Raw genomic sequence first — 26,551 nt, forward strand, 5'->3', positions numbered from 1 at the left:
GGATGCGGCGCCGATCTTCCGCCTTGGTCACCCTGGGGTGTACGGCGAGGTGTCACCCCAGGACAACCGCGCCATACGGACATACCGGCATAGCCTGGGGGCGATCGGGTGACTTTGCACGAGCTGTCGCACGACCCCCCGGCGCGAGCGCCGCAGGGGCAAGCCGTGGAAGGACCGAGGGAGTCTGCTATGAGAATCCGGGCACGGGTGGCGGGAGCCATCGCCGGCACCGCCTTCGCAGGACTCGCCGCACTCGCGGTGGGCACGGCCGCTCCGGCCGGCGCGCAACAACCGGTCAAGGCCGCCTCGCACTCCGTCAGCGTCGCACCTCAGAGTTGCTGGGATGACGACTGCGGCTGGGGTGACGACTGGGGCGACGACGACTGGGGCGGTGGCGGCTGGGACAGCTGGTCCTACAGCAGCTGGTGATACCCCGCAGCTGAAGCCGGGCCAGGACTGCCCCTGGCCCGGCTTCTCACACACTCCAGAGCGCCCGGGTGGGGGACATCCGCGCGGCGCGCAGTGCGGGAAGCAGCCCCGCCCCGGCCCCGATGAGCAGGGCCGCGCCGAATCCACCGCCCCAGGCGAGCGGCGGAATGACCACCGCCCAGCCCTTGGCGGTCGCGTACACCGCGGTGGTCAGCACCCCGGCCGCCACGCCGATCACGCCTCCGCCGGCGGCCAGCAGCACCGCCTCGGCGAGGAACTGCACCCGGATGTGCCCCTTCGTGGCGCCGAGCGCCCGGCGCAGCCCGATCTCGCTGCGCCGCTCCAGCACGGAGATGACCATGATGTTGGCGACGCCGATGGCGCCGACCAGCAGCGCGACCGCGCCGAGACCGAGGAACAGCACGTTGAAGGCGCTCTTGGCCTCGGCCTGGGCGACCAGCGCGGCCGACGGCACGCTGACGCTGACCTGCGTCGGGTCCTCCGGATCCGCCTGTGCGGCCAGGAGGGCGTGCACGGCGTTCACCCGCTCGGTCTCGGCGCGGATGTAGACGGTGGAGGGATGTCCGTCGAAGCCGAGATAGCGCTGCGCCGCCGGATAGCCGACGAACACCGACGAGTCGACGATCGGCGTGAGCACGGCCGGCTTGAGGATTCCGGTGACGTAGAACCACTGGCCACCGAGCCAGATCCGCTCGTTCGGCCACAGATGGTCGACGCCGAGCAACTGGGCCGCGCCCGCCCCGAGCACCACGACCGGCCGGCGCGCGGTCGCCGCGTTGAGGTAGCGCCCCTGGGCCATCGAGGTGCCCACGGCGGCGGGCAGCCCGAGCCCGGAGGCGCTCACGGTCAGGCCGTTGGTGTTGATGGCCGGGATGAGCGGGCTGCGGTACACCTTCGCGTTCACCGTGCCGATCTCCTCCACCCGGATGACGCCGGGCAGCCGGCCGATCATCGCCGGCGCGCCGGTCGGCAGCTCGGCCGCGTCGCCCGTGACGTCTTGTCCGTTCGAGACCGTCAGCAGGTTCGTGCCGAGCTTGGCGATCTCGGCGAGCAGCCCCGCCTGTGATGAGGCCGACAGGCCGAGGACGGCGACGATCGCGGCCACGCCGATCGCGATGCCGAGCGCGGACAGCGCGGCGCGGAGCCTGCGGGTGCGCAGTCCGACGACGGCGAGGCGGGCCAGGTCCGCCGGACGCAGGTCCCCGGTCATGTTCCCTCCTCGCTGATCCGGCCGTCGAGCATGCCGATGCGGCGAGGGAAACGAGCCGCGATGCCGGAGTCGTGCGTGATGACCACGATGGTGGCCCCGGTGGCGTTGAGCTCGGTCAGCAGGCCGAGGATGGACCGGCCCGTCGCGCTGTCGAGGTTGCCGGTGGGTTCGTCGGCCAGCACGATCGCCGGGCGGCCGGCCAGGGCACGGGCGATCGCGACGCGCTGCCGCTCACCGCCCGACAGCCGGGTGGGCCGTACGGCCGACTTGTGCGCGAGGCCGACCCGCTCCAGCGCCGCCGCGGCACGCTCCCGGCGCTCGGCCGGGCCGACCCCGGCGTACAGCAGGCCGTCGGCGACGTTGTCCAGTGCGGTGGAGTGCTCGGCGAGGAAGAACTGCTGGAAGACGAAGCCGATGCTGGTGGCGCGCAGCCGCGACAGCCGCCGGTCGTTCAGCGCGGCGGCGTCCCGGCCGGTGATCCGCACCGTCCCGGCGCTCGGCCGGTCCAGCGACCCCATCAGGTGCAACAGGGTGGACTTGCCCGACCCCGACGGGCCCGTGATGGCGAGCAGCTCGCCCGGCTCGACGGCGAAGCTCACGCCGCGTACCGCCTCCACGGGCGGGCGGCCCGGATAGGTCTTGGTCACCGCGTCGAGTTCGAGCACGGGCGCGCTCATGCGGTCGGCACCACGACGCGCTGGCCGGCCGCCAGCTCGGGCCCGGTCACCTCCACCAGGCCGTCCGCGTCGTCGAACAGCCCGGGCGTCACGGCCACCAGCCGGTTGCTCCGCGGTCCCGTCACCTCGACCGCGTACCCTCCGCCCGCCTGCGCGAGCAGCGCGCTGACCGGCACGACCAGGGCGTCGCGCACCTGGCCGGTCACGATGGAGACCTGTACGGGCGCCTGGTCGAGTTCGACCTTGCCGGGCTCGGTCGGCCGCACCCGGACCGTGATCGTGGGCGCGCTGCCGCGCGCCGGCTTCTTGGCGACCTTGCCGACCGAGGACACCACGCCGGGGGTGGTCGTGCCGGCCGGCAGCGTGATCGTCACCTTGTCACCGGTCGCGACCTGGGTCTGCTGGCCGGCGTCGAGGTCGACGCTGACCATGGGAGTGGGCGAGGTGGCCGACATCAGGGTCATTCCGGGGCGTGCCGGACTCCCGAGGACGCCCTGCTTCCCGGTCACCCGTACGGCCCCGGGCAGGAACACCGCGTCCCCCAGGGCCAGCCGGCCCGTACGGGACACGCCCAGGTGGTGCTGGAGTCTCTCCAGCGCGTAGCCGGTCTCGAGGCCGAAGTGGCGCCGGCTGCCCATGTGCCCGTAGCCGAGCCTCACCAGAGCGGTGTTGAGCTCGGTCACGTCCCGGCCGGTCATGCCGTACGAGAGCGCGCGGTACACCGGGACCCGGCCGTACAGGAGGACGACGGGACGGCCGCTGACCCGGTAGAGCACGTGGCCCTGCCGTACGACCTTGCCGATCTTCGGCAGCGCGGTGATCGTGCCGGGCGCCTGGTTCACGACGGCGTAGTCACCGGCATAGCCCCAGGTGGCGGCCACTCTCGTCTGGGACACGAGCGACCGCCGGTCGACCGGCGCAGTCGAGGTCGCGTACGCCGCGGCCGAGGGCTCCGCGGGTTCGCGCGAGCGGTGGGTGAAGGCGGCGGTGACGGCGACCACGGTCGCGACGACCGCCCCGGCGGCCGTCCATCGCCATCGGGTGGACATGGTCACATGCCCTCCGGGGCCAGCGCGCGGCAGGCCTGGTGGGCGGTCTTGTACTGCGGGCTGTTCGGGTTGATGTCATCGCCCTTGTAGCCCACGCCGTGGTCCTCCAGGATCGGGTCGGGGAACTTCGGCAGCCCGTGCGCCCGCATGCAGGCGGAGAACTTCAGGAGCTTGCGGTAGTCCGCCTGGAAGACCGACTGCGGCGGCGAGCCCGGTTCGAGCTTCTTGCAGGCCGCGGACGCCGTCTTGAACCGCGACGACGACTTGTCGAGGCTGCCGTTGTTGTTGGGGAACGCCCCGTCCGGGCCCGGGTCGGGCCAGCTCGGATCGCCGTGCGTGCGCATGCACTTGGCGAAGGCGACGGCCTGCTCGTACGTCGACGCTCCCTTGCTCGGGCCGGCCGCCTCGTGCTCCCCCGCGTGGCCGCAGGCTCCCGTGAGCAGGGCGAGGCCGCCCACGGCCGCCAGGATCCTCATGTTCATGTCGTGCTCCCGTCGTCGGTCTGGCACCGAACTCTGGGCGAGAGGCCATAACGCGGGCCGAACGATGCCTGTCATTCCGTTGTTAGGTCCGTCCGGGCATCCTTGAGGCCGGTACGGCATGGAATGCGGGGAGTCGCCAATGGTCCGTCGTCCCACTCTGTCGCGGCGGCCCGTACGGCTGCGCTTCACCGCCCTGTACGGGGCCGTGTTCCTGCTGTCCGGCGTCGGCCTGCTGGCCATCTCGGGTTTCCTGGCCTCGGGGGCCTCGTTCACGCGTCCCGTGCCGACCGATCCGCCGTCTCCGACCCAGGCGCGCATCGGCGAGCTCCAGCGTCAGCTCGCCGACGCGCACGCCGCCCAGGCGCGTCAGCTGCTGGTGGGGTCGGTGATCGCGCTGGCCGTCATGGCGGTGGTCTCGGTCGTGCTCGGCCACCTCGTCGCGGGCCGGGTCCTGCGGCCGCTGCGCACCATGACGGCGGCCACCCGGCGGATCTCGGCGGACAACCTGCACGAGCGCCTGGCCGTGGCCGGCCCCGCCGACGAGGTGAAGGACCTGGCCGACACGATCGACGAGCTGCTGTCACGGCTCGAAGGCGCGTTCACCGCCCAGGGCCGCTTCGTCGCCAACGCCTCCCACGAGCTGCGGACCCCGCTGGCCACGATGCGTGCGTCGCTGGACGTCGCGATGGCCAAGCCCGAGCCCGTACCCGCCCAGACCGTCTCCCTGGCGGGACGGCTGCGCACCGAGCTCGACCAGGTCGACCGGCTGCTGGAGGGGTTCTTGACCCTCGCCCGTACGCAGCCCGGCGCGCTCCCGGACCGCGTGGCGCTCTCGCTCGACGACGTCGTGGCGTCGGCGCTGGCCGACCGGGCCGGCGACCTGGACGGACGCGATCTCGACGTCGCGGCCGAGGGCGCGATGGTGTCGGGGAACCGTACGCTGCTACGGCGCCTCGCCGACAACCTGGTCGACAACGCCCTCCGGCACGGCGAGGGCCCGATCTTCGTGGCCACGTCGACGGCCGCCGGGACCGCACGGCTGGTGGTCGAGTCCGGCGGCTCGCCGCTCGACCCGCGGAAGGTCGCCTCGCTGGCGCAGCCGTTCCGGCGGCTCGGCGCCGACCGTACGGGCTCCTCGGAGGGCGCGGGGCTCGGCCTGTCGATCGTCGCGGCCATCGCGTCGGCGCACGGTGGCACGCTCGACCTTCGCGCGCGCCCTCAGGGCGGTCTGCGAGCCGAGGTCGCGCTGCCCGGGGCCGCGGCATGAGGGTCCTGGTGGTGGAGGACGCGCGGTCGCTCGCCGAGGTCCTGGTCGAGGGGCTGCGCGACCAGGGAATGGCGGTGGACTCCGCCCTCGACGGCCTGGAGGCCGCGGCAAAGCTCGACGCGAACGCGTACGACGTGGTCGTCCTCGACCGCGACCTGCCGGGCGTCCACGGCGACACCCTCTGCCAGATGATCACCTCGCACGACGACCGCGTGATGGTGCTGATGCTGACCGCGGCCGGCGCGCCCGGCGACCGGGTCAGCGGCCTCGGCCTGGGCGCCGACGACTACCTCACCAAGCCGTTCCACTTTCCCGAACTCGTGCTGCGCGTCCAGGCCCTGGCCCGCCGCCGCCCCTCGGCACGGGCCCGTACGCTGCGCGCGGCCGGGATCGAGCTGGACCCACTGCGCCGTACGGTCGTCCGCGACGGGCGCCAGGTGGAGCTCTCGGTCAAGGAGTTCGGCGTGCTGGAGGCGCTCCTGCGCGCGGGTCCGGCCTTCCTCAGCGCCGAGGACCTGCTCGAACAGGTCTGGGACGAGAACGCCGACCCGTTCACCAACACGGTGACGGTGACCATCGGCCGGCTGCGCCGCAAGCTCGGCGACCCACCCGTCATCACCACCACGCCGGGAGTGGGTTACCGGATTGCCCTAGTGTCACCGGCATGACCGGCGACGCGACACCGATCAACCGCGCCAACTGGGACGTCTGGGCGGCCGCCCACGGCCAGGACTCCTACTACGACGGCCAGGGCCTGGTGGCCGGGGCGGACTCGCTCACCGACGTCGAACGTGCCGGCCTCGCGTCGGCGGCCGGTGACGTGTCCGGGCTCGACGTGCTCCACGTGCAGTGCCACCTCGGCTTCGACTCGATCTCGCTGGCCCGGCGCGGGGCGCGGGTGACCGGGGTGGACTTCTCGCCGGTGGCGCTGGAGAAGGCGCGTGACCTGGCGGCCCGCTGCGGGGCCGACGTGAGGTTCCTGGAGGCCGACGCGACCGGCCTGCCCTCGGCGCTGCACGGCCGGTTCGCCCTCGCGTACGCGACGATCGGCATCCTGTGCTGGATCGAGGACATCGACGCGTGGATGGCGTCGGTCGCGGCGACGCTGCGGCCCGGCGGACGGCTGCTGCTGATCGACGGCCATCCGCTGTGGCAGATGACGAACGGCCTCGACCCGCTCGTCCTCGACTTCCCGTACGCCTTCGACGGGCCGCACCGGTTCACCGCCTCGGAGTCGTACGCGGCCTCGGCCTCGCCGACGACGACGGTGCAGTTCGCCCACTCGCTGGGGGAGATCGTCACGGCGGCGATCGGTGCCGGCCTGCGCGTCGTACGGCTGGACGAACACCTTGAATCGCCCATGGACGTCGGCCGCGACCACACGCCGGACGCGGACGGGCGCTACCGGTTCCGGGTGAGCGGGCAGTCCCTGCCCATGCTGTACACCCTGATCGCCGAGCGGGAGGATCACGGCTCGCCGCCGGCGACGTAGAGGTTCGCATACGCGGGCGATATGCCGTGCTGCCTAAGCTGCAGGAATGCGCGTGCTGATCGTGGAGGACGAGCCCTACCTGGCCGAAGCCGTCCGTGACGGTCTCCGGCTGGAGGCGATCGCCGCCGATATCGCCGGTGACGGCGACACCGCCCTGGAACTGCTCGGCGTCAACTCCTACGACCTCGCGATCCTCGACCGCGACATCCCCGGCCCCTCGGGCGACGAGGTCGCCCGGCGCATCGTCGCCTCCGGCAGTGGCATTCCGATCCTCATGCTCACCGCCGCCGACCGGATCGACGACAAGGCCTCCGGGTTCGAGCTCGGCGCCGACGACTACCTCACCAAACCGTTCGAGCTTCGAGAGCTCGTCATGCGTCTGCGGGCGCTCGACCGCAGACGCGCGCACGCCCGGCCTCCGGTACACGAGATCGCGGGCCTGCGGCTGGACCCCTTCCGCCGTGAGGTCTTCCGCGACGGACGCTACGTCGCGCTCACCCGCAAGCAGTTCGCCGTTCTCGAAGTCCTCGTCGCCGCCCAGGGCGGTGTGATCAGCGCCGAAGAGCTGCTGGAACGGGCCTGGGACGCCAACGCCGACCCCTTCACCAACGCCGTCCGCATCACCGTCTCCGCCCTTCGCAAACGACTCGGCGAACCAGGGCTCATCGCCACGGTGCCCGGCGTCGGCTACCGAATCGACACCGACACCGACATGGTCTCTGGCAGCACTCATGAATAGACGCCCAGGCCTCAGCGCCCGGCTGAAGCTCACCATCAGCTACGCCGGATTCCTTTTCGTCGCGGGCACCCTCCTGCTGGCCGTGATGTGGATATTCGTGCTGCGCTGGGTACCGACCCGCAGCGCCGGATCGATCCGGAACACATTCGGCGGCGTGATCATCATCGGGCCCAGCCGCCCCGAGCTCCTGCGCGGCTTCGCCCCCGCCGCGGCCGTGGCGCTGGCCTTCCTCCTGGTGTTCGGCCTCCTGGGAGGATGGATCCTCGCCGGCCGGATGCTCGCACCACTCACGCGGATCGCGGACGCGGCACGGATGGCCTCGAGCGGATCACTGTCCCACCGGATCCGGCTGCAGGGCCGCACAGATGAGTTCCGCGAACTCGCCGACGGGTTCGACACCATGCTCGAACAGCTCGAGTCCCATGTCGCCGAACAGCAACGATTCGCCGCGAACGCCTCCCATGAACTGCGCACCCCGCTGGCGATCTCGCGGACGCTCCTCGACCTCGCCCGGAACGACCCCACCCAGGATCAGGGTGAGCTCCTCGAACGCCTCCAGACCGTCAACACGCGGGCGATCGACCTCACCGAGGCCCTGCTGCTCCTCAGCCGCGCCGACCGCCGGAACTTCACCTGCGAGCCCGTCGACCTCTCCCTGATCGCCGAAGAGGCCGCCGAGACGCTGCTTCCCCTCGCCGAGAAGCGCCGGATCCGGCTCGACGTCACCGGCCAGGCGGCACAGACCGCCGGCTCCGCGGCGCTCCTGCTGCGGATGGTGACGAACCTCGTCCAGAACGCCATCGTCCACAACCTCCCCATCGGCGGCACCGTGACGATCCACACCGGATCGCAGGACGACGCGAGCCTGCTGCGGGTCGAGAACACGGGCGATCCGCTCCCGCCGGAACTCCTGCCGACCCTCACCGAGCCCTTCCAACGCGGGACGGAACGCGTACGCACCGACGAGCACGCCGGCGTCGGCCTCGGGCTGGCCATCGTGCACAGCATCGTCCGGGCACACGACGGGACCCTCGACCTCACGCCCCGCCCCACCGGCGGTCTCCTCGTCACGATCCGGCTCCCCGGAGCCTGCATCGATCTCGGCCCGGACGCCCGGCAGTGCGCGGTTCACGGACGGGCCGTCCCGCACCTGCGGTAGCGATCACCGGCGGCGGGATCGCCTTGCCACGCTGGGGATTCGGTATATCGCGGGCGTATGAAAAACCGCATACGCCACCGCAACGGCCGTCCGGCTTCAGTGGAGGTATGAACAAGGCCTCTTTGCTGCTGGCCGCCGCGGCCGCCGCCCTGACCCTGACCGTCGCGGGATGTGGCGGCTCCGGCGACTCGAAATCCGGCTCTACCGGCTCGACCGGCTCTTCCGCGAACTCCGCTTTGGAGAAGGCGGTGAAGTACGCGCAGTGCATGCGCGAGAACGGCGTGACCAACTTCCCCGACCCCGACAAGAACGGCAAGTTCATGATCGCGGCGGGGGGACCGAACAAGAACACGCCGCAGTTCAAGAAGGCACAGCAGGCGTGCAAGTCGCAGGAGCCGCCCGGGCTGGAGGACGACCCGGCGACCGTGGCCAAAGAGCAGGCGGAGTGGCTGAAGTTCGCGCGGTGTATGCGCGCGAACGGCATACGAGACTTCCCCGACCCGAAGGACGGGCGTCTTCTGGTGCCCAGGGACCGCATCAACACCAACTCGACGCAGTTCAAGAACGCGCTCAAGGCATGCCGCAACGTGAATGGGGACGGAGGCTCGGAGAATGGCGGCTGAGACCACGGCCCGGCGGCGTAGGCGGCGCTTCGCACTCGGCGGCGCCGCCGCGCTCGTGGTCGCGGGCGGCGGCGTGGTCCTCGCCGTGACGGGCGTGTCCGGCGACGACGGCAAGGCCGCCACGACCGCCGGCGCCGGGACGTCGCTCGCGGCGGTCCAGGAAGGCCCGCTCTCCTCGCAGGTCAGCCAGAGCGGGACGCTCTCGTACTCGGCCGGCGCCGACGGGAGCCCGTACTCGGTGGTCAACCGGGCGAGCGGGACGTACACCTGGGTGCCCGCGGCGGGTACCCAGATCGACTGCGGCGAGACGCTGTACAAGGTCGACCAGAAGCCGGTGATCCTGATCTGCGGAGGCACGCCCGCGTACCGGGACCTGGCCGTGAGCGACCGCGGCAAGGACGTCCGGGCGCTGAACAAGACCCTGGTGAACGAGGGCTACGCCGGCAAGTCCGAGCTCGATCCCGGTTCGGACTACTTCGGCTGGGAGACCGCGGAGGGTCTGGAGAAGCTCCAGGACAAACGCGGCGCCGACGTGACGGGCAGGCTGGACCTCGGCCGGGCGGTGTTCCTGCCCGGCCCGCTGCGGATCGGCAAGGTGATGGTCGAGAACGGCACGGGCGCCGGCTCGGGCCGTCCGATCATGGAGGCGTCGTCGGACCGGCGCGAGGTGACCGTGAAGCTCGACGCCTCCCAGCAGTCCGAGGTCAGGAAGGGCGACCGAGCGCAGATCACGCTGCCGGACAACCGGATCACGTCCGGTGTGGTCCGCCGGATCGGCACGGTCGTGACCTCCTCTCGTAAGGACGCCTCGGAGTCGGCCACGCTCCCGGTCTACGTCACGCTCGAGCACCCGAAGGACGCCGGAACCCTCGAGCAGGCGCCCGTCCAGGTGCAGATCACCACGGACGGCGTCGAGCACGCGCTGATCGTGCCGGTGACCGCGCTCATCGGCCAGGCCGGAGGGGGATACGCGGTCGAGGTCGCGGCGGGGGCCGGCGGCAGGACCCGGATCGTCCCGGTCACGCCGGGGTTGTTCGACGACGCCAACGGACGGGTGCAGGTCTCCGGCGCCCTGACGGCCGGCGACCGAGTGGTGGTGCCGTCGACGTGAACGTCCTCGAACTGGAGCAGGTCACCAAGACGTACGGCACGCAGCCTCCCGTCCACGCGCTGCGCGGCGTGAGCTTCACCGTACGGCGCGGGGAGATGGTGGCGATCGTCGGCCCGTCCGGATCGGGCAAGTCCACGCTGCTGCACATCCTCGGCACGCTCGACCGGCCCAGCGAAGGCCGGGTCTGGATCGACGGAGAGGACGTCGCGGCGCTCACCGATCGCCGGCTCGCCGCCCTGCGGGCACGCAGCATCGGCTTCGTCTTCCAGCAGTTCCACCTGTCCGAGCACACCACCGTCCTGGACAACGTCGCCGACGGCCTGTTGTACGGCGGCGCGGGACGTGCCGAGCGTCGCTCGCGTGCCGCCGAGGCGCTCGTCCGGGTCGGGCTGGAGGACCGGGCGGACTTCCGGCCGGGCAAGCTGTCGGGCGGACAGCGCCAGCGCGTGGCGATCGCCCGCGCTCTGGTCGGCCGCCCGGCCATCGTGCTCGCCGACGAGCCGACGGGAAACCTCGACAGCAAGACGGGCGCGTCGATCATCGAGCTGCTGCACGAGCTCAACGCCGACGGGGCGACCATCCTCATGATCACGCACGACAGTGGACTGGCCGCCCAGATGCCCCGCCGGTTGCAGGTCCTCGACGGGCGCATCGTCGCCGACAGCGCGGCGCCTTCGACGGAGGGCGTATGAGGCTGTCCGACCAGATGCGCGTGGCCGGCATCGGAATCCGGGCTCGCCGCCTGCGGGCCGCCTTGTCCGCGCTCGGGATAGCGATCGGCACCGCGTCGATCGTGGCGGTGCTCGGCCTGTCCGCGTCCTCCCAGGCCGGGCTCCTGGCCGAGATCGACCAGCTCGGCACGAACCTGCTGACCGCGAACACCGGCCAGTCGTTCAGCGGCGGGCCGGCCCAGCTCCCGCTCGCCGCGCCGGGGCGGATCTCCCACCTGCCCGACGTCGAGCAGGTGGCGCACGCCGGTGCCATCGACAACACGAACGTCTACCGCAGCCCGCTGGTCCCGGTGGTCGACACCAACGCCCTGAAGGTACGAGCCGTCAGCCTCAACCTGCCCGAAGTGGTCGGAACCGGCGTGGCTCAGGGGCGCTGGCTGAACCCGGCGACCGAGCGCCAGCCGGTCACGGTGCTGGGCGCGCTCGCCGCGCAGCGGCTCGGGATCGACCGCGTCTATCCGGGGCAGCGGATCTGGCTGAGGAACCAGTGGTTCTACGTCGCCGGCATCTTGAAGCCCGCGACGCTGTCGATCGACATCGACACCAGCGCCTTGATCGGCTACCCGGCCGCGGAGCGGTACCTCAGCTACACGACCGTCGATCAGGGAAGGGCGGTGGCCGGACCTCCGACGACGGTGTACGTACGGGCCCGGGTGGACAAGGTCGACTCGGTACAGGAGGCGCTCGCCCGGACCGCGAACCCCGAGTCGCCCAGCGACGTCGACGTCAGCCAGCCGTCCGACGCGCTCACCGCGCGAGCCGCCGCGGAGGGCGCGTTCAACAGCCTGTTCCTCGGGCTCGGGCTGGTGGCGCTGATCGTGGGCGCGGTCGGGGTCGCGAACATCATGATCATCTCGGTGCTGGAACGCCGGTCGGAGATCGGGCTGCGCCGGGCGCTCGGCGCGACCCGGGGACAGATCCGCACGCAGTTCCTGTCCGAGGCGATCATGCTCGCGCTGCTCGGCGGGGTGGCGGGGGTCGTGGCCGGAGCGCTGACCACCGCGATCTACGCGAACACCAAGGGCTGGGCGGTGGTCATCCCGGCCCAGGCGTGGGCAGGCGGGATCGGCGCCGCGATCGTGATCGGTGCGATCGCCGGCCTGCTGCCCGCCTTGCGCGCCGCCCGTCTGTCCCCCACCGAGGCGCTGCGCACGCTGTGAGCGCCGTCATGGCGCCTGGACACGAGCCGTACCCGACGGTGGCCATGGTGCCGGGGAAATCCCCGCCCATGGCCACGGTCGATCAGTGGGCCATGTCGACGAAGCGGCTGTAGTGCCCCTGGAAGGCGACGGTGACGGTCGCGGTCGGTCCGTTACGGTGCTTGGCCACGATCAGGTCGGCCTCACCGGCCCGGGGTGACTCCTTCTCGTACGCGTCCTCGCGGTGCAGCAGGATGACGACGTCGGCGTCCTGCTCGATCGAGCCGGACTCACGCAGGTCCGACACCATCGGCTTCTTGTCCGTACGTTGCTCGGGACCACGGTTGAGCTGGGAGAGGGCGATGACCGGAACCTCCAGCTCCTTCGCGAGGAGCTTGAGCGACCGGGAGAACTCCGAGACCTCGACCTGGCGGCTCTCCACCCGCTTGCCGGACTGCATGAGCTGCAGATAGTCGATGATGACCATGCGCAGGTCGTGCTGCTGTTTGAGGCGGCGGCACTTGGCCCGGATCTCCATCATCGACATGTTCGGCGAGTCGTCGATGAACAGCGGTGCCTCGGCCACCTCGCTCATGCGCCGCGCCAGGCGCGTCCAGTCCTCGTCGTTCATCGAGCCCGACCGCATCGCGTGCAGCGCGACCCGCGCCTCGGCGGACAGCAGGCGCATGGTGATCTCGTTGCGTCCCATTTCCAGGCTGAACACCACGGTCGCCAGCTGGTGCTTGATCGCCGCCGCCCGCGCCAGGTCCAAGGCCAGGGTCGATTTCCCGATGGCGGGACGAGCCGCGATGATGACCATCTGACCGGGGTGCAGGCCGTTGGTGAGAGCGTCGAGGTCGGTGAAGCCGGTCGGGACGCCGACCATCTGGCCGCCGCGGCTGCCGATCGCCTCGATCTCGTCGAGGGCGCCCGGCATGATGTCGCTCAGCGGCGCGTAGTCCTCGCCGGTGCGCTTGTCGGCGACCGCGTAGACCTCGGCCTGGGCGCGGTCGAGCAGGTCGTCGGCGTCGGCGCCGTCGGTGCTGTAGCCGAGCTGGGCGATGCGGGTGCCGACCTCGACCAGCCGCCGCAGGATGGCCTTCTCCTCGACGATCTTCGCGTAGTAGCCGGCGTTGGCGGCCGTCGGAACCGAGGCGACCAGGGTGTGGAGGTAGGGCGCGTCGCCGATGCGGCTCAGCTCGCCGCGCTTGAGCAGCTCGTCCTTGATGGTGATCGCGTCGACCGGGTCGCCGCGGCCGTACAGGTCGAGGACGCGCTCGTACACCATCTGGTGCGCGGGGCGGTAGAAGTCGCGGGCCGAGAGCAGCTCGATGACCTCGGCGATGGCGGTCTGGGAGATGAGCATGCTGCCCAGGACGCACTGCTCCGCGGCCAGGTCATGCGGTGGCGTGCGCTCGAACTCGCTCTCGTGGGACGACATCTCGGTGACGCTCACATCCGCACCCCCTGTCGTCTCAGCCGCTCACACCTTCCACATCTATCTCACTGCTCCGACAGTTTGGGGGTTGGCTCTGTCATACGCAAAGGCGGCTGTGGAGCCCGTTGTGGACGGCCTGTGCATACACGCCGGGACGGCTGTGCACAGTGCCTGTGGACAGCCTGTGGATTACTCGGCGACCTCCCCCTGTAGACCCTTCCACCTGCGAAAACACCGTCCACCGCCTGTGGGTTGAAGAAAGCTCGGGCGCCGGTCATCCACAGGTCACCCACAGCACCGGGTAAGCGACAACGGTCGTTTGTGGTTTACGGTGGCGAATCATGGCATTTCGGCACCCGCACGACCCGGAGATCCTCCGCCTCGCGCTCCCGGCGTTCGGGGCGCTGGTGGCCGAGCCGCTGTTCCTGCTCACGGACTCGGCGATCGTGGGCCATCTCGGCACGGTCCCGCTCGGTGCGCTCGGTGTGGCCGGGCAGGTCCTCGCGACGTTCGTGAGCCTGTGCGTCTTCCTCGCGTACGGCACCACGGCGTCGGTGGCGCGCCAGATCGGGGCCGGCAATCTGCGCGAGGCGATCCGTCAGGGTGTCGACGGCATCTGGCTCGCCGCGATCATCGGCGGCCTGATCATCGCGGTCGGCTGGCCGCTGACGCCCACACTCGTCGACGCCTTCGGCGCGTCCGCCGCGGTGACGCCGCAGGCACAGACCTACCTCCACATCAGCCTCTTCGGCGCGCCCGGAATGCTGATCGTGCTGGCCGGTACCGGCGTACTGCGCGGGATGCAGGACACCAAGACGCCGCTGTACGTCTCCATCGGGATGTTCACGGCTAACGGCCTGCTCGGCGCGCTGTTCGTCCTCGGTTTCGGCTGGGGCGTCGCCGGATCCGCCTGGGGGACCGTGCTCGCCCAGACCGGCGGGGCCGTCCTGTACGCCGCCGCGGTCGCACGAGGCGCACGGCGGCACGGCGCACCGCTACGGCCGGACGCCAAGGGCCTGCGGGCGTCGGCGAGCGCCGGTTTCAACCTCATGATCCGTACGCTGAGCCTGCGGGTCGTGCTGGTCATCGGCACCGCGGTGGCGGCGCGGATGGGCGACGCGCAGATCGCCGCGCACCAGATCGCCTCCAACGTCTGGAACCTGCTGGCGTTCGCGCTCGACGCCATCGCGATCGCCGGGCAGGCCATCACCGGCCGGTATCTCGGCGCCGGTGACATCGCCGGCACCCGTACGGCGACGCGGCGCATGATCCAGTGGGGCATCGCGTGCGGCGTGGTGTTCGGCCTGCTCGTGCTGGTCGCGCGGCCGTGGCTGCCGGCCGTGTTCAGCGCCGATCCGTCCGTACGGTCACAGCTGCTGGCCGCGCTCCTCGTGGTCGCGCTGCTGGAGCCGATCGCCGGGGTGGTGTTCGTGCTGGACGGCGTGCTCATCGGCGCGGGCGACCAGGCGTACCTGGCGATCGTCGGGGTCATCCAGACGCTGGCGTTCCTGCCCGCCGCCTGGCTCGTGCACGCCTATGGGGGCGGGCTCGTGGCGTTGTGGCTCGCGATCGGCGTGTGGATGGCCGCACGCCTGGTCACGCTCGGCCTGCGGGCGCGCGACGACGCGTGGCTGGTCACCGGGGCCGTACGCTGAGCTGGGCGCGCATGCCGTCGAGCATGCGCTGCAGGCCGTACTCGAACAGCGTGTCCCGGTCGAGCGCCGCCCGGCCGCCGGCCAGCATGATCGGAAAGTCTCCGAGGTCCTGCGGCTCGTCGTCCTCGCGGTCGGCGTCGAACTGCTCGTCCATGACGAAACCGCTCACGTAGTGCCCCAGGACGAGGACGGCGCGGATCGCGTCCTGCGGAGTGAACCCGGCCGCGACGAGCACGCCGAGCGTACGTTCGATGCGCGGCCGGCTGTCGGCGGTGGGCCGGTTTCCGGCCGTCAGCCGCGCGCCGTCGCGCTGGGCCAGCATCGAACGACGCCGCATCCGCATGCCCTCGGCGAGCCATTCGTCCCATGACTGGCCGGGCGCGGGGCCGTCGGTGCCGCTCTCGGCGCGCTCGTTCACCAGGGCGACGAGATGGTCGAGCAGGTCCTTCTTGCTGGAGAAGTGCCAGTACAGCGCCGGTGCCTGGACGCCGAGCTCCTTGGCCAGGCGCCGTAGCGAGAGCCCGTCGAGGCCGACCTCGTCGATGATCCTCAGCGCGGTGTCCAGCACGGTCTCGCGGTCGAGAGCCATCGTCACCTCCTTGGCTTGACAACTTAACACTGTTCAATGCAGCCTTAACAGCGTTAAGTCCTTAACAGCGTTAAGGGGAGTGTGGCATGTACGAGGTGGTCATCTCAGGAGCCGGACCGGTCGGCCTGTTCCTCGCCTGCGAGCTGGGGTCGTACGGGATCCGCACGCTCGTGGTCGAGCGCCGGGAGACGATCGATCCGACGCTCAAGGCGGGTGCCGTCAGCGGCCGGGGCGCGGACATCCTCACCCGCCGCGATGTGGTCTCGCTGCTCGGCGACCTGCCGAGCATCGCGGACCTGATGGGCGGGCGGAAGCCCGGCGGGTCCAGCCTGCAGGCCGCGGCGGGCGGTCGTCCGACGGGACATTTCGCCGGCCTGTGGGTACTGCGGGGCGGCTCGGCGCCGGCGTCGTTGGTGATGGCGCCGCAGCAGCGCATCGAGGAGGCGCTGGAGAAGCGTGCTCTGTCGCTCGGTGTCGCCATCCGGCGCGGACACTCGTTCACCGGGCTGGACCGAGACGATGCGGGCGTGACCGTTTCCCTCTCAGGCCCGGACGGTCCGTACGAGGTGCGTACCGGCTGGGTGATCGGCTGCGACGGGGGCCGGAGCCCGGTCCGGAAGGCGGCGGGTTTCGCGTTCCCGGGCCTTGACGGTGTGACGACCGGGCACCAGGCGCTGGCCGACTTCGACGATCCGGACTTCTTTCCCATGGGCTGGCATCGGGTGCCGCACGGTCTCATGGTGCGCGGGCCTCATCCGCAGCGAGTGCTGACGCTGGAGTTCGACGGGCCGCCCGCTTCGCGCGCGGTCTCCCAGGCCGAGCTTCAGGAGTCGGTGCGGCGCGTGTCGGGGACGTCCGTGACGATCACGGCGGTGCACTCGGTGACGCGGTTCACGGACAACACGCGGCAGGCACCGTCCTATCGCGCGGGCCGGGTCCTGCTGGCGGGCGACGCGGCGCACGTGCACCCGCCGCTCGGCGGGCAGGGGCTGCACCTCGGCCTCGGCGACGCGGTGAACCTGGGGTGGAAGCTGGCGGCCACCGTACGGGGGTGGGCGCCCGCCGGCCTGCTCGACACGTACTCGTCCGAGCGCCATCCGGTGGCGGAACGGGTGCTGCACAACACGCGGGCGCAGGTGGCGCTGATGCGGCCCGGCCCCGGCGTGGACGCGCTGCGGGACATCTTCACGATGCTCGCCGAGACACCTGAGGCGAACCGGCTGCTGACGGACCTCATGGGCGAGCTCGACATTCGGTACGGGGCGTCGGGGGACCACCCGCTGGCCGGTCTGTACTGTCCGGATTTGGAGCTGAAGACCGCTTCGGGGCCGACGCGCGTCGCCGACCTCTCTCTCGCGGGACGTCCTCTGCTGCTGGACCTCGCCGACCGCGCGGAGGTGCGCGATGCCGTACGGCCCTGGGCGGAGCGCGTCGACATGGTGACCGGCGCCACGGAGGAGACCGACACGCTGCTCTTGCGGCCGGACGGTCATGTCGCATGGGCGGGGGAGGATGTCGGTGAGCTGCGGAATGCTCTCCGCGGGTGGTTCGGCGAGCCATCGTCGTCCGATGGTCTTGGCGAGTAGACGAGCCGATTTTTATGGTGCCGGGACGGCTGGTGATCGGGCTGCGGGTCTCGTGCGGCCCGGCTGTGCGGGCTCTTCGACGCCGGGCCTGGCCCTGATTTCAGACAGTGGGAATGTCGGTGCCGTGCGAGATGCTGTTTGTGTCGGAGGTGTGGGGATGCTCGGACCGCGTCGCCCGCCAGGAGCATTGGGGCGGACGACCGAACTCGCGGGTCCCCGGTCGAGCTGGCATTTGATCTTGTCCGCTCCAGGTCCGGTGGACGGCCGGTCCTGTGGACGACGGGGGCGAGACACGCTTCATCTGTCTCTCAAAGCCACTCGAATGTCGGTGGATCACGCTAGACTTCGAACATGTGTTCTACTCATGGCGAGCGGCTTGCCAGCCTCACCCGGGCGATCGACGATCTCGCAGCCGAGGGCCTGGGTGGTCTTCCACCCGAAGCCTGGGCTGAACGGGTGGCCGGCATCTGGGCTCTCGTCGAAGGACTCGACCCCGACGTCGCCCGGCGACGCGCCCGCTACATGACCATCGAGACCTGATCGAGCGATGCCTCAGTGTTCGACGGCCCGGTACCGGCGGTGCAACAGGGGAGCACGTCGAGGGACTCCCGACGTGCCGCCACCGCCACCCGGGCCGTCAGCACTCGGCGACTCCACACCGCCGATGCGACGGAGAAACGCGTTGAATCCCCGACGCGTCTCCATCACCGCCCAGGCCGTCAGCACGGGTGTCTCGATACCGCCGGCTCGACAAAGAACACGTTGAAAATCCCCTGACGCACCGCCCGCGCCATTTGAGCCGTCGAGGTCTCATGGCCCATCGCCGCCGGGGCCCAGGCGAACTTCGTCGGATTCCCCTGAAGCGCCTCCACCGCCGCCCAAGCCATCAGCGCTCGGCAATCCACCACCCGCAGAGCGGCAGAAGCCACGCCCAAGATCCGAACGGGTCGCCCTCGCCACCCTGCCCGTCAGCCCTCACCACCGAACACCGGCGATACGGCAGGAGAGCACGCTGCGGTTTCCCCGCCGTATCCATGACCGCCACCCGAGCCGCCGCAGTGGCGATCGGTGACACCAGTGCAACAGCCGGGAATCCCGGACGTCGCCACTGCCGGCCAGGCGTCAGTGCTCAGTGGTCCGACGCCGATCACGTCGGCGAGCGTCTACCACCGCTACCCCCACCTGTCAGCGCTTCGCTGCCCCGTCGCCGTCTCGGCGACACGAGAACGCGTCGGCGATCCCCTCGTGCAGCGCCGCCGCATACCCTCGGCCGTCGGCGGTTGGTGGTCGGGCCACGCGGATTTCGTGGCGCGTCGGCCTCGTCGGCTGAGGGGTCAGTGCTTGGCGGTTCGGTGGCGGCGGTGCGACAGGAGAACATGTTGCGGGTCATCTGACATGTCCTCGTCGCCGCTCGGGTCGTCGGCGTCCTGGCCGATGATGCGTGAGACCTCTCTACGGAGTCGGGGGAGACGCCGGTACAGGACGTCGCCGGGGCAGTCGGTGCTGTTGTAGTCGCGGTGGCCGACGATCGCGGTGGTGGGGTTCAGGTTGTGGGCCATGCACAGCCAGGCGCAGACTTCGACCAGTGATCTCCACAGTCGGGCGGGCACCTCTTCGCTGATGTAGGTGCCTTCGTTCTCGATGCCCAACGTGTGGCGGTTGTGGTGCAGGGACTGCGCCCCGACCACCAGGCCGTTGCGGGCGATGGCCTGCAGGCTGCCCGCGCGGCCCTCCATGACCAGGCCGCCTCGGCTGATCGTCAGTTGCTCGCCGATGTCGTCCCAATGACGGCCGTCCATGTGAAATCGCTGGATCTGCCGTGACAGCGCGAACGCGTGCGCCCGGGACGTGTCGCTCGTGTTGGGTGAGGCGGTGTGGTGGACGATGATGTGATCGGGCGGCCGATCGATCAGCCGGGGCGGCCGGCGAGGCGAGTCGGCGCCCCACTCTCTGCGCGTGTAGACCTTCGGTCCACTAGCGGCGTTGGCCTGCATGGCACCTCCGGCAAGCATCACATCCGCGGCGGCGATTCCGATCGCCGTACGCAGAAGATTTCGGCGAAGTATCCCCTCTGCGCCGGTCACACATCACCCCCCGCTCCGCGACTGATCGCCAGCGTAGCCAGACGATCACAGAAAGCGAGAACGTTAGATTCGGGCGTTTCACGTGGAACGACGGATCAACTAGCACAAGGGGGATCAGTCAGACCTGTGCATAGCCGCAAGGAACCGGCGGCCCACGCCGGCAGATGAGGACGGAGCAGTAGCCCATAGACCAAGGGTTCCGCACCACACAGCCCCCGTCGAGAGCGCCCGACGGAACTGTGGATAACCCGATCGTCTCCTGTGGACAACGTCGGATGGACGTGACTCAGGAGCGTCCTCCGCCGAGGCGGGCGGCCCCCTCGGAAGAGCACGCCTCGACGCAGGCTCTCATGCGGCGCCCTCGGGACACGCGGTGCGCGCACGTGGTCTGAGCGCCGCCGACACCCTGCCCACGACGCCCTCGCATGGAGCGCCCAGACTGAGGTGCCAGGGCGGCGAGGCGGACGACCGCGTCGCAGCCCTTCAGCGCGGCACCGACCGCCTTCTCGTCGGTGGCGTCGGCGGGGGGCCGCGTCAAGTCCGTTGCGTTCGCCACTGCGGCATTGCCGACGCAGCTCGTTCCCGGCACTGCCTTGGCCGGTGGTCTCCTGACCTCACCGGCTTGCCACGCTGCCCGCGGCGGTGAGCGGCGCCGTCAAGGAGCACATATCGAAAGGGCCGGGTCCCGACAGGACCCGGCCCTTCCAACACAATGCTGACTACCCGCCGACGACCTCAAGTGCGATCTTCGCGCTTACCTCCGGGTGGAGGCGGACGGCGACGTTGTGGGCGCCGACCGTCTTGATCGGGTTGGTCACCTCGATGCGACGCTTGTCCAACTGCGGGCCGCCGGCCGCCTTCACCGCGCCGGCGATGTCGGCCGGGGTCACGGCGCCGAACAGGCGACCGCTCTCACCCGCGCGCGTGCGCAGGCGGACCTTCAGGCGTTCGAGGTCGCCGCGGATGGACTCGGCCTGCTCGATGCTGGCGATCTCGCGAGCGCTGCGAGCCTTGCGGATCGAGTCGATCTGCTTCTCCGCGCCGCGGGTCCACAGCATCGCGAAGCCGCGCGGGATCAGGTAGTTACGGCCGTAGCCGTCCTTGACATCGACGACCTCGCCCGGAGCGCCGAGGCCGGAGACCTGCTGAGTCAGGATGAGCTTCATGATCAGTGTCTCCCTTCTCAGCGAGCCGTGCTGGTGTAGGGCAGCAGCGCCATCTCGCGGGCGTTCTTGATCGCGGTGGCGACGTCGCGCTGGTGCTGGGTGCAGTTGCCTGTCACCCGGCGGGCGCGGATCTTGCCGCGGTCGGAGATGAACTTGCGCAGCAGCGCAGTGTCCTTGTAGTCGACGTAGGAGAGTTTCTCCTGGCAGAACAGGCAAACCTTCTTCTTGGGCTTGCGTGGTGCCGGTTTCGCCATCGTGGTGCTCCTCCTGAGAGAGCCCCGCTCACGCGGGAATGGTCGGTTGGATGATGAGGGATGGGGCTAGAACGGCGGGTCGTCGGAGAATCCGCCGCCTCCGCCGCCGCCACCCGTGGCCCACGGGTCGTCCGCAGGCTGGTTACCGCCGCCGCCGCCGAAGCCGCCGCCTTGGTTGCCGCCTCCGCCGCCCTGGTTGCCGCCGCCGAAGCCGCCGCCACCCTGGCCGCCGCCTCCGCCGCCACCGAAGCCGCCACCCTGCCGCTGAGTCTTGTTGACCTTGGCGGTGGCGCTCTTCAGGGACGGACCGACGTCGTCGGCCTCGATCTCGTAGACGGTGCGCTTCTCACCCTCGCGGGTCTCGTACGACCGCTGCTTGAGCCGGCCCTGGACGATGACCCGCATGCCGCGCTGAAGGCTCTCGGCGCAGTTTTCCGCCGCCTGCCGCCAGACGTTGCAGGTGAGGAAGAGCGACTCGCCGTCCTTCCACTCACCGGACTGCTGGTCGCGGAATCGGGGCGTGGACGCGACCCGGAACGTGGCGACCGCCTGCCCGTTGGGGGTGAAGCGGAGTTCCGGGTCGTTGACCAGGTTGCCAACGATCGTGATCTGGGTGTCGCCTGCTGCCATGAGGCTCTCCAGCTACAGATTCGGGTGACGTGTAAAGCGAAGGCTCAGTGGGCCTCGGGCCGGATGACCTTCGTGCGCAGGATGGTGTCCTGAAGGTTCAGCTGCCGGTCGAGCTCCTTGACCGTGGCAGGGGTCGCCGTCAGGTCGATCACCGCGTAGACGCCTTCGGACTTCTTCTCGATCTCGTACGACAGGCGCCGACGGCCCCAGACGTCGACCTTCTCCACGCTGCCGCCGTCGGTCTTGACGACGTTGAGGAACTGGTCGAGTGACGGTGCGACGGTGCGGTCTTCGGTGCTGGGGTCGAGGATGACCATGAGTTCGTAACGACGCATGCGAGTCCCAACCTCCTTTGGACTGGTGCGGTCACGGTCTCTCCGTGACAGGAGGGCCTTGCGTCTCGTCGCGGATCGGCTCCGCGCGATCGACACAGGTTACCAACAACCAGCTGCTCAATCGCCCGCTCTCCGGCGATCGAGCTCGGTCATGATGTCGGCCATCCGCGACCGCATGCGCGCGGTCTGGGTGGTCAGCAGGGACAGCTCATCGATCAGCTCGACGTCGTCGACGGCCATCAGCTCGCGGGTCATCATCGCAGCCTCCATTCGAAATCGTGTTCGACATTATCGCGAGGGTCCGACAGAACCGAGACGGGATCCGAGCTGCTTGACCAGGCGTCTCGCAGGGAAGTACGGAAAGAGGGGGTGTACACGCAAATGCGATCGGTCCTCGCACGGCATCGGAACCGCAGGGCGCACGGACGGGAGACCTCCCTCGCCGCGATCACCCTCGCCGGCGGTCTGGTCGCGTTCGTCGCCGGCATCATCTCCCCCGCGCACCTCGTCGCGGTCTGCGTGGGCATCGCGGCCGTCCTGTTCGGCCTGTACTCCCAGCTCGTCTCCGCCACCACGAGGGAGCGCTGGGTGAACGTCATCGGCATCGGGCTGGCCTTCGTCGGGCTCGGGCTGGGCTTCTCGCACGGCGGCTTCACGATCTGACGCGCGGGCCGCCGCCTGCGCGTAGGCTCGACGCCATGGTGCGTATCGGAGCCCACGTCGACCAGACCGACCCCCTCGCCGCGGCCGCCGCGAAGAAGGCCGAGGTCGCGCAGTTCTTCCTCGGCGACCCTCAGGGGTGGAAGGCTCCCGTGTTGCCGGAGAAACACGAGGAGATCCGCGACTCGGGCGTCGACATCTACGTGCACTCGCCGTACGTCGTCAACGTGGCGACCTCCAACAACCGCATCCGCATCCCGAGCCGCAAGATCCTCACCCAGCAGCTCGAGGGCGCGGCGAAGATCGGCGCCAAGGGCCTGATCGTGCACGGCGGGCACGTGCTGAAGAACGACGACCCGCAGCTCGGCTTCGACAACTGGCGCAAGGTCTTCGAGCGGATGGAGACCCCGACCGCGGTCCCGGTGCTCATCGAGAACACCGCGGGCGGCGACAACGCCATGGCCCGCATGCTGGAGCGCATCGCCCGGCTGTGGGACGCCCTGGACGGCTTCGACGTCGGGTTCTGCCTGGACACCTGCCACGCGCACGCCGCGGGCGAGGACCTCACCGACATCGTCGACCGGGTGAAGGCCGTCACCGGCCGCATCGACCTGGTCCACTGCAACGACAGCCGCGACGCCTTCGGCTCCGGCGCCGACCGGCACGCGAACCTCGGCGACGGCAAGATCGACCCCGAGCTGATCCTCAAGGTCGTACGCGACGCGGGCGCGCCGGTCGTCGTCGAGACCCCCGGCGACGGGCAGGCCGCCGACATCGCCTGGCTGCGCGACAACCTCTAAGCCTCGGGCAGGAGCACGGCCATGGAGGTCGGGGTCTTCCGCCAGTAGGCGATGGCCGCCTCGAAGATCTCCAGGAGCGTGCCGTGGACCGACGGGTCGGCGTCCGCCAGGTCCTGCCAGTGGTCGTACACCACGAGGTAACCGGACGCCGTCGGCGCCCACGACAGGTCGTTCAGGCAGTCCTGCAGCGCGTCCCAGTTGTGCCCGAAGTACGAGGGCAGCGAGAACTCCACGGCGCAGCGGTCGAGCAGGGTCCGCTTGTCGCGCAGGCCGGTGCCGTCGAGCCAGAAGACGCGCCAGCCCTCACGCTCGGCCTCGGTGACGCCGCGCGCCGCCTCCCGATGGGAGGTCGCCCACCGGTGGACACCGGGCTCCAGCCGTCCGGTCAGGAGTTCCTCGATCATTCGGTCACCCACTCAGCAGGCTATCCCGCCCACTTGCCGGACGTGAACAGCGCGATCTCTGAAACCAGCAGCGGCACGAAGAGCAGGACCGTCACGATGTACGCGGGACGGCGGAACGAGCCGATCGCCAGCCAGACCGGCCACCACAACAAGGTGGCCCGGCCGATGGACAGGTAGAACGCCGAGGTGAGCAGCGAGGCCAGCGGCAGGCCGACATAGACGGCCTCCGCCCATCGCCGGCGCACGAGCAGCCAGAGGGTCAGCGCGACCCCGACCACCGCCGCGACGAGCTCCACCCGGAACGCCCCGGTGAACTCATTGTGCACCCCGAACGCCGCGTCCCACGTCGTATGGAACGCCTCCCACGGCCAGGCGAGCGATCGCCCCCAGCCCTCCTGCTGCGCGTGCTGCCAGGCCAGCCAGTCCCCCGTACGCCGCCACTGGTAGACCGTGTAGGCGAACACGGGCGCGAACGGCGCCAGCAGGCACGGCGCCACGCGCCAGCGCCGGTCGGCCACCAGGAACTCCACGATGAGCGCCACGGCCAGGAAGATCCCGGTGACCCGTACGCAGGCCGCGCCCATCGCGCAGAGCACCGCCGGCTCCCAGCGGCGCTGCCGGGCCAGCAGCCAGGCGGGCAGCGCGAACGCCAGGAACAGCGTCTCCGAGTACCCCGCGAACAGGAACACCGCGTACGGGCTGAGCAGCAGCGCGAGCACGGCCTTCGGGCCGGTGCCGGCGCCGCCGAGGCGCGCCAGCGCGGCCATCGCCACCGTCCCGGCCACGAGGCTGATCAGCAGCGCCGACAGCTCCCAGCTCGGTATCACGATGTGGATTGTGCGGATCAGCATCGGCAGGCCGGGGAAGAACGCGGGCAGCCCGGCGTCCTGCGGCTGAGCCGGGTCGCCCCGGTAGCCGTACTTGGCGATCTCGATGAACAGGTCGACGTCCCACTGCGTCCATCGCTCCAGGAAGGAGTCCTTGAAGTCCCCGTACGACCAGAACGCCGCGATGGTCACCGAGGTGACGAGGACGCCCAGGCGGGTGCCGAACCACGCGCCGAGGGCCGGCCGGTCGACCCCCTCGAGCAGCCTCGCAGGAGTCGCCACTCAGGCTGCCTGGGGTGCCGTACGCCGCCTCAGGAGCACGAATCGGTCGTCGGCGCCGTCCAGCACGCCTCCCGCCGGGTCGTCCACCCCGTCTCCGCGGACGACGTCGAGCCGTGGGACGAGGATGTCGACCACGACGAGCGCGGCCAGCAGCAGCACGGTCAGGAACCGCGCGAGCAGCGCGATGTAGTACACGTTGTCGTTGATCCCGCCGGCCGGAGCGTGCCCGGAGAAGACCGCCGACAGCGTGTCCGACAGGCCCATGCCGGGTTGCTGCAGCGAACCCGCCAGGAGATACCACCAGATGCCGAAGAAGTAGACGATCTCTCCGGCCTGCCACAGCAGGTACGCCGGGAGCTTCGGCCGGGCGAGCGCGATCACCGGAAGCAGCCACAGGATGTACTGCGGCGACCAGACCTTGTTGGTGAGCAGGAACGCCGCGAGGACGAGGAAGAGCACCTGTGGCAGCCGGGGACGCCGGGGCGCGAGGAGGACGAGCAGGGCGATGCCCAGGGCCAGCACCGCGAAGCCGGTCTCGCCCATGAGGTTGAGCGTCGGCACGTCGTCCACCGACGACAGGCCCTTGCGCCCGGCCATGAAGAAGATCGAGCCCCAGTCGACCGGCCGCTCTTGGTTGAAGGTGTAGAAACGGCTCCAGCTGTGGAAGGCCAGCAGCATGATCGGCACGTTCACGACCAGCCACGCGACCACGGCGGTGCCGAGGAGCCGCCCGAACTCCCGTAGCCGTCCGGCCCGCAGGCAGAGCAGGAACAGCGGGCCGAGGAACAGCAGCGGATAGAACTTCGCGGCCACCCCGAGCCCGAGCAGCACCCCGGCCAGGCCGTGGTGGCGGCGCGCCCAGGCGGCGACCGCGAGAGCGGACAGCGCGACGGCGAGCAGGTCCCAGTTGATGTACGCCGACAGCAGCAGGGCGGGCGAGGCCGCGACGAGCAGGCCGGTCCGCAGGCCGTGCCGGCCCGAGGCGTACGCGACGGCGACGACGGTGACCACGGCGCAGAGCATCAGCGCCACGCACGTGAGGTCGTAGAACCACATGCCGCGCGACACGGCGTCCGAACCGCCGAACCAGCGCGACACCACCGCCACGACGTGCATGAAGCCGCCGGTCAGGACCGGGTATTCGACCGGCTCGGGGATCTTGTCGAGGTACGGGATCTTGCCGTCGGCGAGCCCGCGCCCGAAGTAGAGCGGATAGACGTCGGTGTAACAGGCGTTGCGGACCGTGGGCACGAAGTCGAACCCGGCCCCGCGGCACGGAAGCTTCTGGATATAGCCGAGGACCGAGACGACGACGGTCGTGGCGAACAGGGCCGGGACAAGATGCCACGGGCCGGTGCGCACGTCGGCGGGGGGGGGGGGGGGGGGGGGGCCGGCGCCCCCCCCCCCCCCCCGCCGGGGCCCCCCAGGGCCCACTCCCAAACAGGCCGACGGGGGGTGGGGGGGGGGGCGGGGGGGATATAGCCCCGGGGGCCCCCCCCCCCCCCCCCCCCCCCCCCCCCCCCCCCCCCCCCCCCCCCCCCCCCACACCCCCCCCCCCCCCCCCCACGCCGCCCCCCCCCCCCCCCCCCCCTCTTCTGAATACCCCCGCGCCCCCCCCCCCGGCGGGTGGGGGCCACCGGGCCGGGCACACCCCCCCCGGGGCGGGGGCCCCGGGGGGGGGGGCGGGTGGGGCTTGCCCCCCCCCCGCCCCC

At 70.7% G+C, this 26,551-nt stretch carries 31 protein-coding genes; 15 read left to right on the forward strand and 16 right to left on the reverse strand.

What is annotated here, in order from left to right; all coding sequences use genetic code 11:
• Positions 1 to 189 precede the first annotated feature (189 nt).
• Positions 190 to 429, forward strand: a complete 240-nt coding sequence (locus QWU11_RS09550; RefSeq protein ID WP_290104717.1) for a hypothetical protein — start codon at positions 190 to 192, stop codon at positions 427 to 429.
• A 46-nt stretch (positions 430 to 475) separates the two neighbouring features.
• Here QWU11_RS09550 and QWU11_RS09555 read toward each other — a convergent pair whose 3' ends face one another.
• Genes QWU11_RS09555 through QWU11_RS09570 form a run of 4 tightly spaced genes read right to left on the reverse strand, consistent with a single transcriptional unit; the run spans position 476 to position 3,868 of the window.
• Positions 476 to 1,660 carry an ABC transporter permease gene (locus QWU11_RS09555; protein WP_290104718.1) on the reverse strand — a complete coding sequence of 395 codons (1,185 nt, stop codon included), beginning with the start codon at positions 1,658 to 1,660 and terminating at the stop codon, positions 476 to 478.
• A complete protein-coding gene (locus QWU11_RS09560; protein WP_290104719.1) occupies positions 1,657 to 2,337 on the reverse strand; it encodes an ABC transporter ATP-binding protein in 681 nt (226 codons plus the stop codon). Before QWU11_RS09560 ends, QWU11_RS09555 begins: the two co-directional genes overlap by 4 nt.
• Positions 2,334 to 3,386, reverse strand: coding sequence for a hypothetical protein (locus QWU11_RS09565; RefSeq protein ID WP_290104720.1), 1,053 nt, complete (start codon positions 3,384 to 3,386; stop codon positions 2,334 to 2,336). Before QWU11_RS09565 ends, QWU11_RS09560 begins: the two co-directional genes overlap by 4 nt.
• A gap of 2 nt (positions 3,387 to 3,388) precedes the next feature.
• Positions 3,389 to 3,868 carry a hypothetical protein gene (locus QWU11_RS09570; protein WP_290104721.1) on the reverse strand — a complete coding sequence of 160 codons (480 nt, stop codon included), beginning with the start codon at positions 3,866 to 3,868 and terminating at the stop codon, positions 3,389 to 3,391.
• Positions 3,869 to 4,007: 139 nt separating this feature from the next.
• On the opposite strand from QWU11_RS09570, the gene QWU11_RS09575 reads away from it, so the two are divergent.
• From QWU11_RS09575 to QWU11_RS09615, 9 genes are all read left to right on the forward strand, one after another.
• Positions 4,008 to 5,135: a HAMP domain-containing sensor histidine kinase gene (locus QWU11_RS09575; protein WP_290104722.1), complete on the forward strand. Its 1,128-nt coding sequence runs from the start codon at positions 4,008 to 4,010 to the stop codon at positions 5,133 to 5,135.
• A complete protein-coding gene (locus QWU11_RS09580; RefSeq protein ID WP_290104723.1) occupies positions 5,132 to 5,803 on the forward strand; it encodes a response regulator transcription factor in 672 nt (223 codons plus the stop codon). The genes QWU11_RS09575 and QWU11_RS09580 overlap by 4 nt, the downstream gene beginning before the upstream one ends.
• Complete coding sequence (locus QWU11_RS09585; RefSeq protein WP_290104724.1) at positions 5,800 to 6,627, forward strand: class I SAM-dependent methyltransferase; 828 nt, start codon at positions 5,800 to 5,802, stop codon at positions 6,625 to 6,627. Before QWU11_RS09580 ends, QWU11_RS09585 begins: the two co-directional genes overlap by 4 nt.
• Before the next feature lie 46 nt (positions 6,628 to 6,673).
• A complete protein-coding gene (locus QWU11_RS09590; RefSeq protein WP_290104725.1) occupies positions 6,674 to 7,366 on the forward strand; it encodes a response regulator transcription factor in 693 nt (230 codons plus the stop codon).
• The gene (locus tag QWU11_RS09595) at positions 7,359 to 8,525 is read left to right on the forward strand and encodes a HAMP domain-containing sensor histidine kinase (protein ID WP_290104726.1); all 1,167 of its coding nucleotides are present in this window, start codon (positions 7,359 to 7,361) and stop codon (positions 8,523 to 8,525) included. The genes QWU11_RS09590 and QWU11_RS09595 overlap by 8 nt, the downstream gene beginning before the upstream one ends.
• A 107-nt stretch (positions 8,526 to 8,632) precedes the next feature.
• Positions 8,633 to 9,148: a hypothetical protein gene (locus QWU11_RS09600; protein WP_290104727.1), complete on the forward strand. Its 516-nt coding sequence runs from the start codon at positions 8,633 to 8,635 to the stop codon at positions 9,146 to 9,148.
• Entirely contained in the window at positions 9,138 to 10,259 is a 1,122-nt protein-coding gene (locus QWU11_RS09605; RefSeq protein ID WP_290104728.1) for a peptidoglycan-binding protein, read from the forward strand. Before QWU11_RS09600 ends, QWU11_RS09605 begins: the two co-directional genes overlap by 11 nt.
• Positions 10,256 to 10,951: an ABC transporter ATP-binding protein gene (locus QWU11_RS09610; protein WP_290104729.1), complete on the forward strand. Its 696-nt coding sequence runs from the start codon at positions 10,256 to 10,258 to the stop codon at positions 10,949 to 10,951. Before QWU11_RS09605 ends, QWU11_RS09610 begins: the two co-directional genes overlap by 4 nt.
• A complete protein-coding gene (locus QWU11_RS09615) occupies positions 10,948 to 12,150 on the forward strand; it encodes an ABC transporter permease (protein ID WP_290104730.1) in 1,203 nt (400 codons plus the stop codon). Before QWU11_RS09610 ends, QWU11_RS09615 begins: the two co-directional genes overlap by 4 nt.
• 82 nt (positions 12,151 to 12,232) lie before the next feature.
• On the opposite strand, the gene dnaB is transcribed toward QWU11_RS09615, so the two are convergent.
• Entirely contained in the window at positions 12,233 to 13,570 is a 1,338-nt protein-coding gene (gene dnaB, locus QWU11_RS09620) for a replicative DNA helicase (protein WP_290105106.1), read from the reverse strand.
• 338 nt (positions 13,571 to 13,908) lie between these two features.
• Between dnaB and QWU11_RS09625 the strand changes: the two genes are divergently transcribed.
• Positions 13,909 to 15,222 (forward strand): MATE family efflux transporter, encoded by a 1,314-nt coding sequence (locus QWU11_RS09625; RefSeq protein WP_290104731.1) that lies wholly within the window; start codon positions 13,909 to 13,911, stop codon positions 15,220 to 15,222.
• On the opposite strand, the gene QWU11_RS09630 is transcribed toward QWU11_RS09625, so the two are convergent.
• Positions 15,203 to 15,811 carry a TetR/AcrR family transcriptional regulator C-terminal domain-containing protein gene (locus QWU11_RS09630; protein WP_290104732.1) on the reverse strand — a complete coding sequence of 203 codons (609 nt, stop codon included), beginning with the start codon at positions 15,809 to 15,811 and terminating at the stop codon, positions 15,203 to 15,205. The two genes, QWU11_RS09625 and QWU11_RS09630, sit on opposite strands and share 20 nt — an antisense overlap.
• Positions 15,812 to 15,897: 86 nt before the next feature.
• On the opposite strand from QWU11_RS09630, the gene QWU11_RS09635 reads away from it, so the two are divergent.
• The gene (locus QWU11_RS09635) at positions 15,898 to 17,397 is read left to right on the forward strand and encodes an FAD-dependent monooxygenase (protein ID WP_290104734.1); all 1,500 of its coding nucleotides are present in this window, start codon (positions 15,898 to 15,900) and stop codon (positions 17,395 to 17,397) included.
• A gap of 351 nt (positions 17,398 to 17,748) precedes the next feature.
• Positions 17,749 to 17,937 (forward strand): hypothetical protein, encoded by a 189-nt coding sequence (locus QWU11_RS09640; protein ID WP_290104735.1) that lies wholly within the window; start codon positions 17,749 to 17,751, stop codon positions 17,935 to 17,937.
• Between the two features lie 179 nt (positions 17,938 to 18,116).
• On the opposite strand, the gene QWU11_RS09645 is transcribed toward QWU11_RS09640, so the two are convergent.
• The 7 genes from QWU11_RS09645 to QWU11_RS09675 all read right to left on the reverse strand — a co-directional run bounded on the left by QWU11_RS09645 (position 18,117) and on the right by QWU11_RS09675 (position 22,124).
• Entirely contained in the window at positions 18,117 to 18,326 is a 210-nt protein-coding gene (locus tag QWU11_RS09645) for a hypothetical protein (protein WP_290104736.1), read from the reverse strand.
• A 405-nt stretch (positions 18,327 to 18,731) separates the two neighbouring features.
• Positions 18,732 to 19,391 (reverse strand): peptidoglycan recognition family protein, encoded by a 660-nt coding sequence (locus QWU11_RS09650; RefSeq protein ID WP_290104737.1) that lies wholly within the window; start codon positions 19,389 to 19,391, stop codon positions 18,732 to 18,734.
• Between the two features lie 809 nt (positions 19,392 to 20,200).
• The gene (gene rplI, locus QWU11_RS09655) at positions 20,201 to 20,647 is read right to left on the reverse strand and encodes a 50S ribosomal protein L9 (RefSeq protein ID WP_290104738.1); all 447 of its coding nucleotides are present in this window, start codon (positions 20,645 to 20,647) and stop codon (positions 20,201 to 20,203) included.
• Between the two features lie 17 nt (positions 20,648 to 20,664).
• Positions 20,665 to 20,901 carry a 30S ribosomal protein S18 gene (gene rpsR, locus QWU11_RS09660; RefSeq protein WP_252781265.1) on the reverse strand — a complete coding sequence of 79 codons (237 nt, stop codon included), beginning with the start codon at positions 20,899 to 20,901 and terminating at the stop codon, positions 20,665 to 20,667.
• A gap of 66 nt (positions 20,902 to 20,967) precedes the next feature.
• Positions 20,968 to 21,531, reverse strand: coding sequence for a single-stranded DNA-binding protein (locus QWU11_RS09665; protein ID WP_290104741.1), 564 nt, complete (start codon positions 21,529 to 21,531; stop codon positions 20,968 to 20,970).
• 44 nt (positions 21,532 to 21,575) lie between these two features.
• The gene (rpsF, locus tag QWU11_RS09670; RefSeq protein ID WP_290104743.1) at positions 21,576 to 21,866 is read right to left on the reverse strand and encodes a 30S ribosomal protein S6; all 291 of its coding nucleotides are present in this window, start codon (positions 21,864 to 21,866) and stop codon (positions 21,576 to 21,578) included.
• A gap of 117 nt (positions 21,867 to 21,983) precedes the next feature.
• Positions 21,984 to 22,124, reverse strand: a complete 141-nt coding sequence (locus QWU11_RS09675) for a hypothetical protein (RefSeq protein ID WP_290104744.1) — start codon at positions 22,122 to 22,124, stop codon at positions 21,984 to 21,986.
• Positions 22,125 to 22,247: 123 nt separating this feature from the next.
• On the opposite strand from QWU11_RS09675, the gene QWU11_RS09680 reads away from it, so the two are divergent.
• Positions 22,248 to 22,529, forward strand: a complete 282-nt coding sequence (locus QWU11_RS09680) for a hypothetical protein (protein WP_290104745.1) — start codon at positions 22,248 to 22,250, stop codon at positions 22,527 to 22,529.
• 35 nt (positions 22,530 to 22,564) lie between these two features.
• On the forward strand, positions 22,565 to 23,326 hold the full coding sequence (locus tag QWU11_RS09685) for a deoxyribonuclease IV (protein ID WP_290104746.1): 762 nt from the start codon (positions 22,565 to 22,567) through the stop codon (positions 23,324 to 23,326).
• Here the strand turns inward: QWU11_RS09685 and QWU11_RS09690 are convergent.
• The 3 genes from QWU11_RS09690 to QWU11_RS09700 are packed head-to-tail and all read right to left on the reverse strand — an operon-like array spanning position 23,323 to position 26,201.
• Positions 23,323 to 23,730 carry a barstar family protein gene (locus QWU11_RS09690; RefSeq protein WP_290104747.1) on the reverse strand — a complete coding sequence of 136 codons (408 nt, stop codon included), beginning with the start codon at positions 23,728 to 23,730 and terminating at the stop codon, positions 23,323 to 23,325. The genes QWU11_RS09685 and QWU11_RS09690 overlap by 4 nt on opposite strands.
• A gap of 20 nt (positions 23,731 to 23,750) precedes the next feature.
• Positions 23,751 to 24,839: a mannosyltransferase family protein gene (locus QWU11_RS09695; protein ID WP_290104748.1), complete on the reverse strand. Its 1,089-nt coding sequence runs from the start codon at positions 24,837 to 24,839 to the stop codon at positions 23,751 to 23,753.
• A complete protein-coding gene (locus tag QWU11_RS09700; protein ID WP_290104749.1) occupies positions 24,840 to 26,201 on the reverse strand; it encodes a glycosyltransferase 87 family protein in 1,362 nt (453 codons plus the stop codon).
• Positions 26,202 to 26,551 lie beyond the last annotated feature (350 nt).

Source organism: Actinomadura sp. DC4, assembly GCF_030406325.1.
Lineage (GTDB): Bacteria > Actinomycetota > Actinomycetes > Streptosporangiales > Streptosporangiaceae > Actinoallomurus.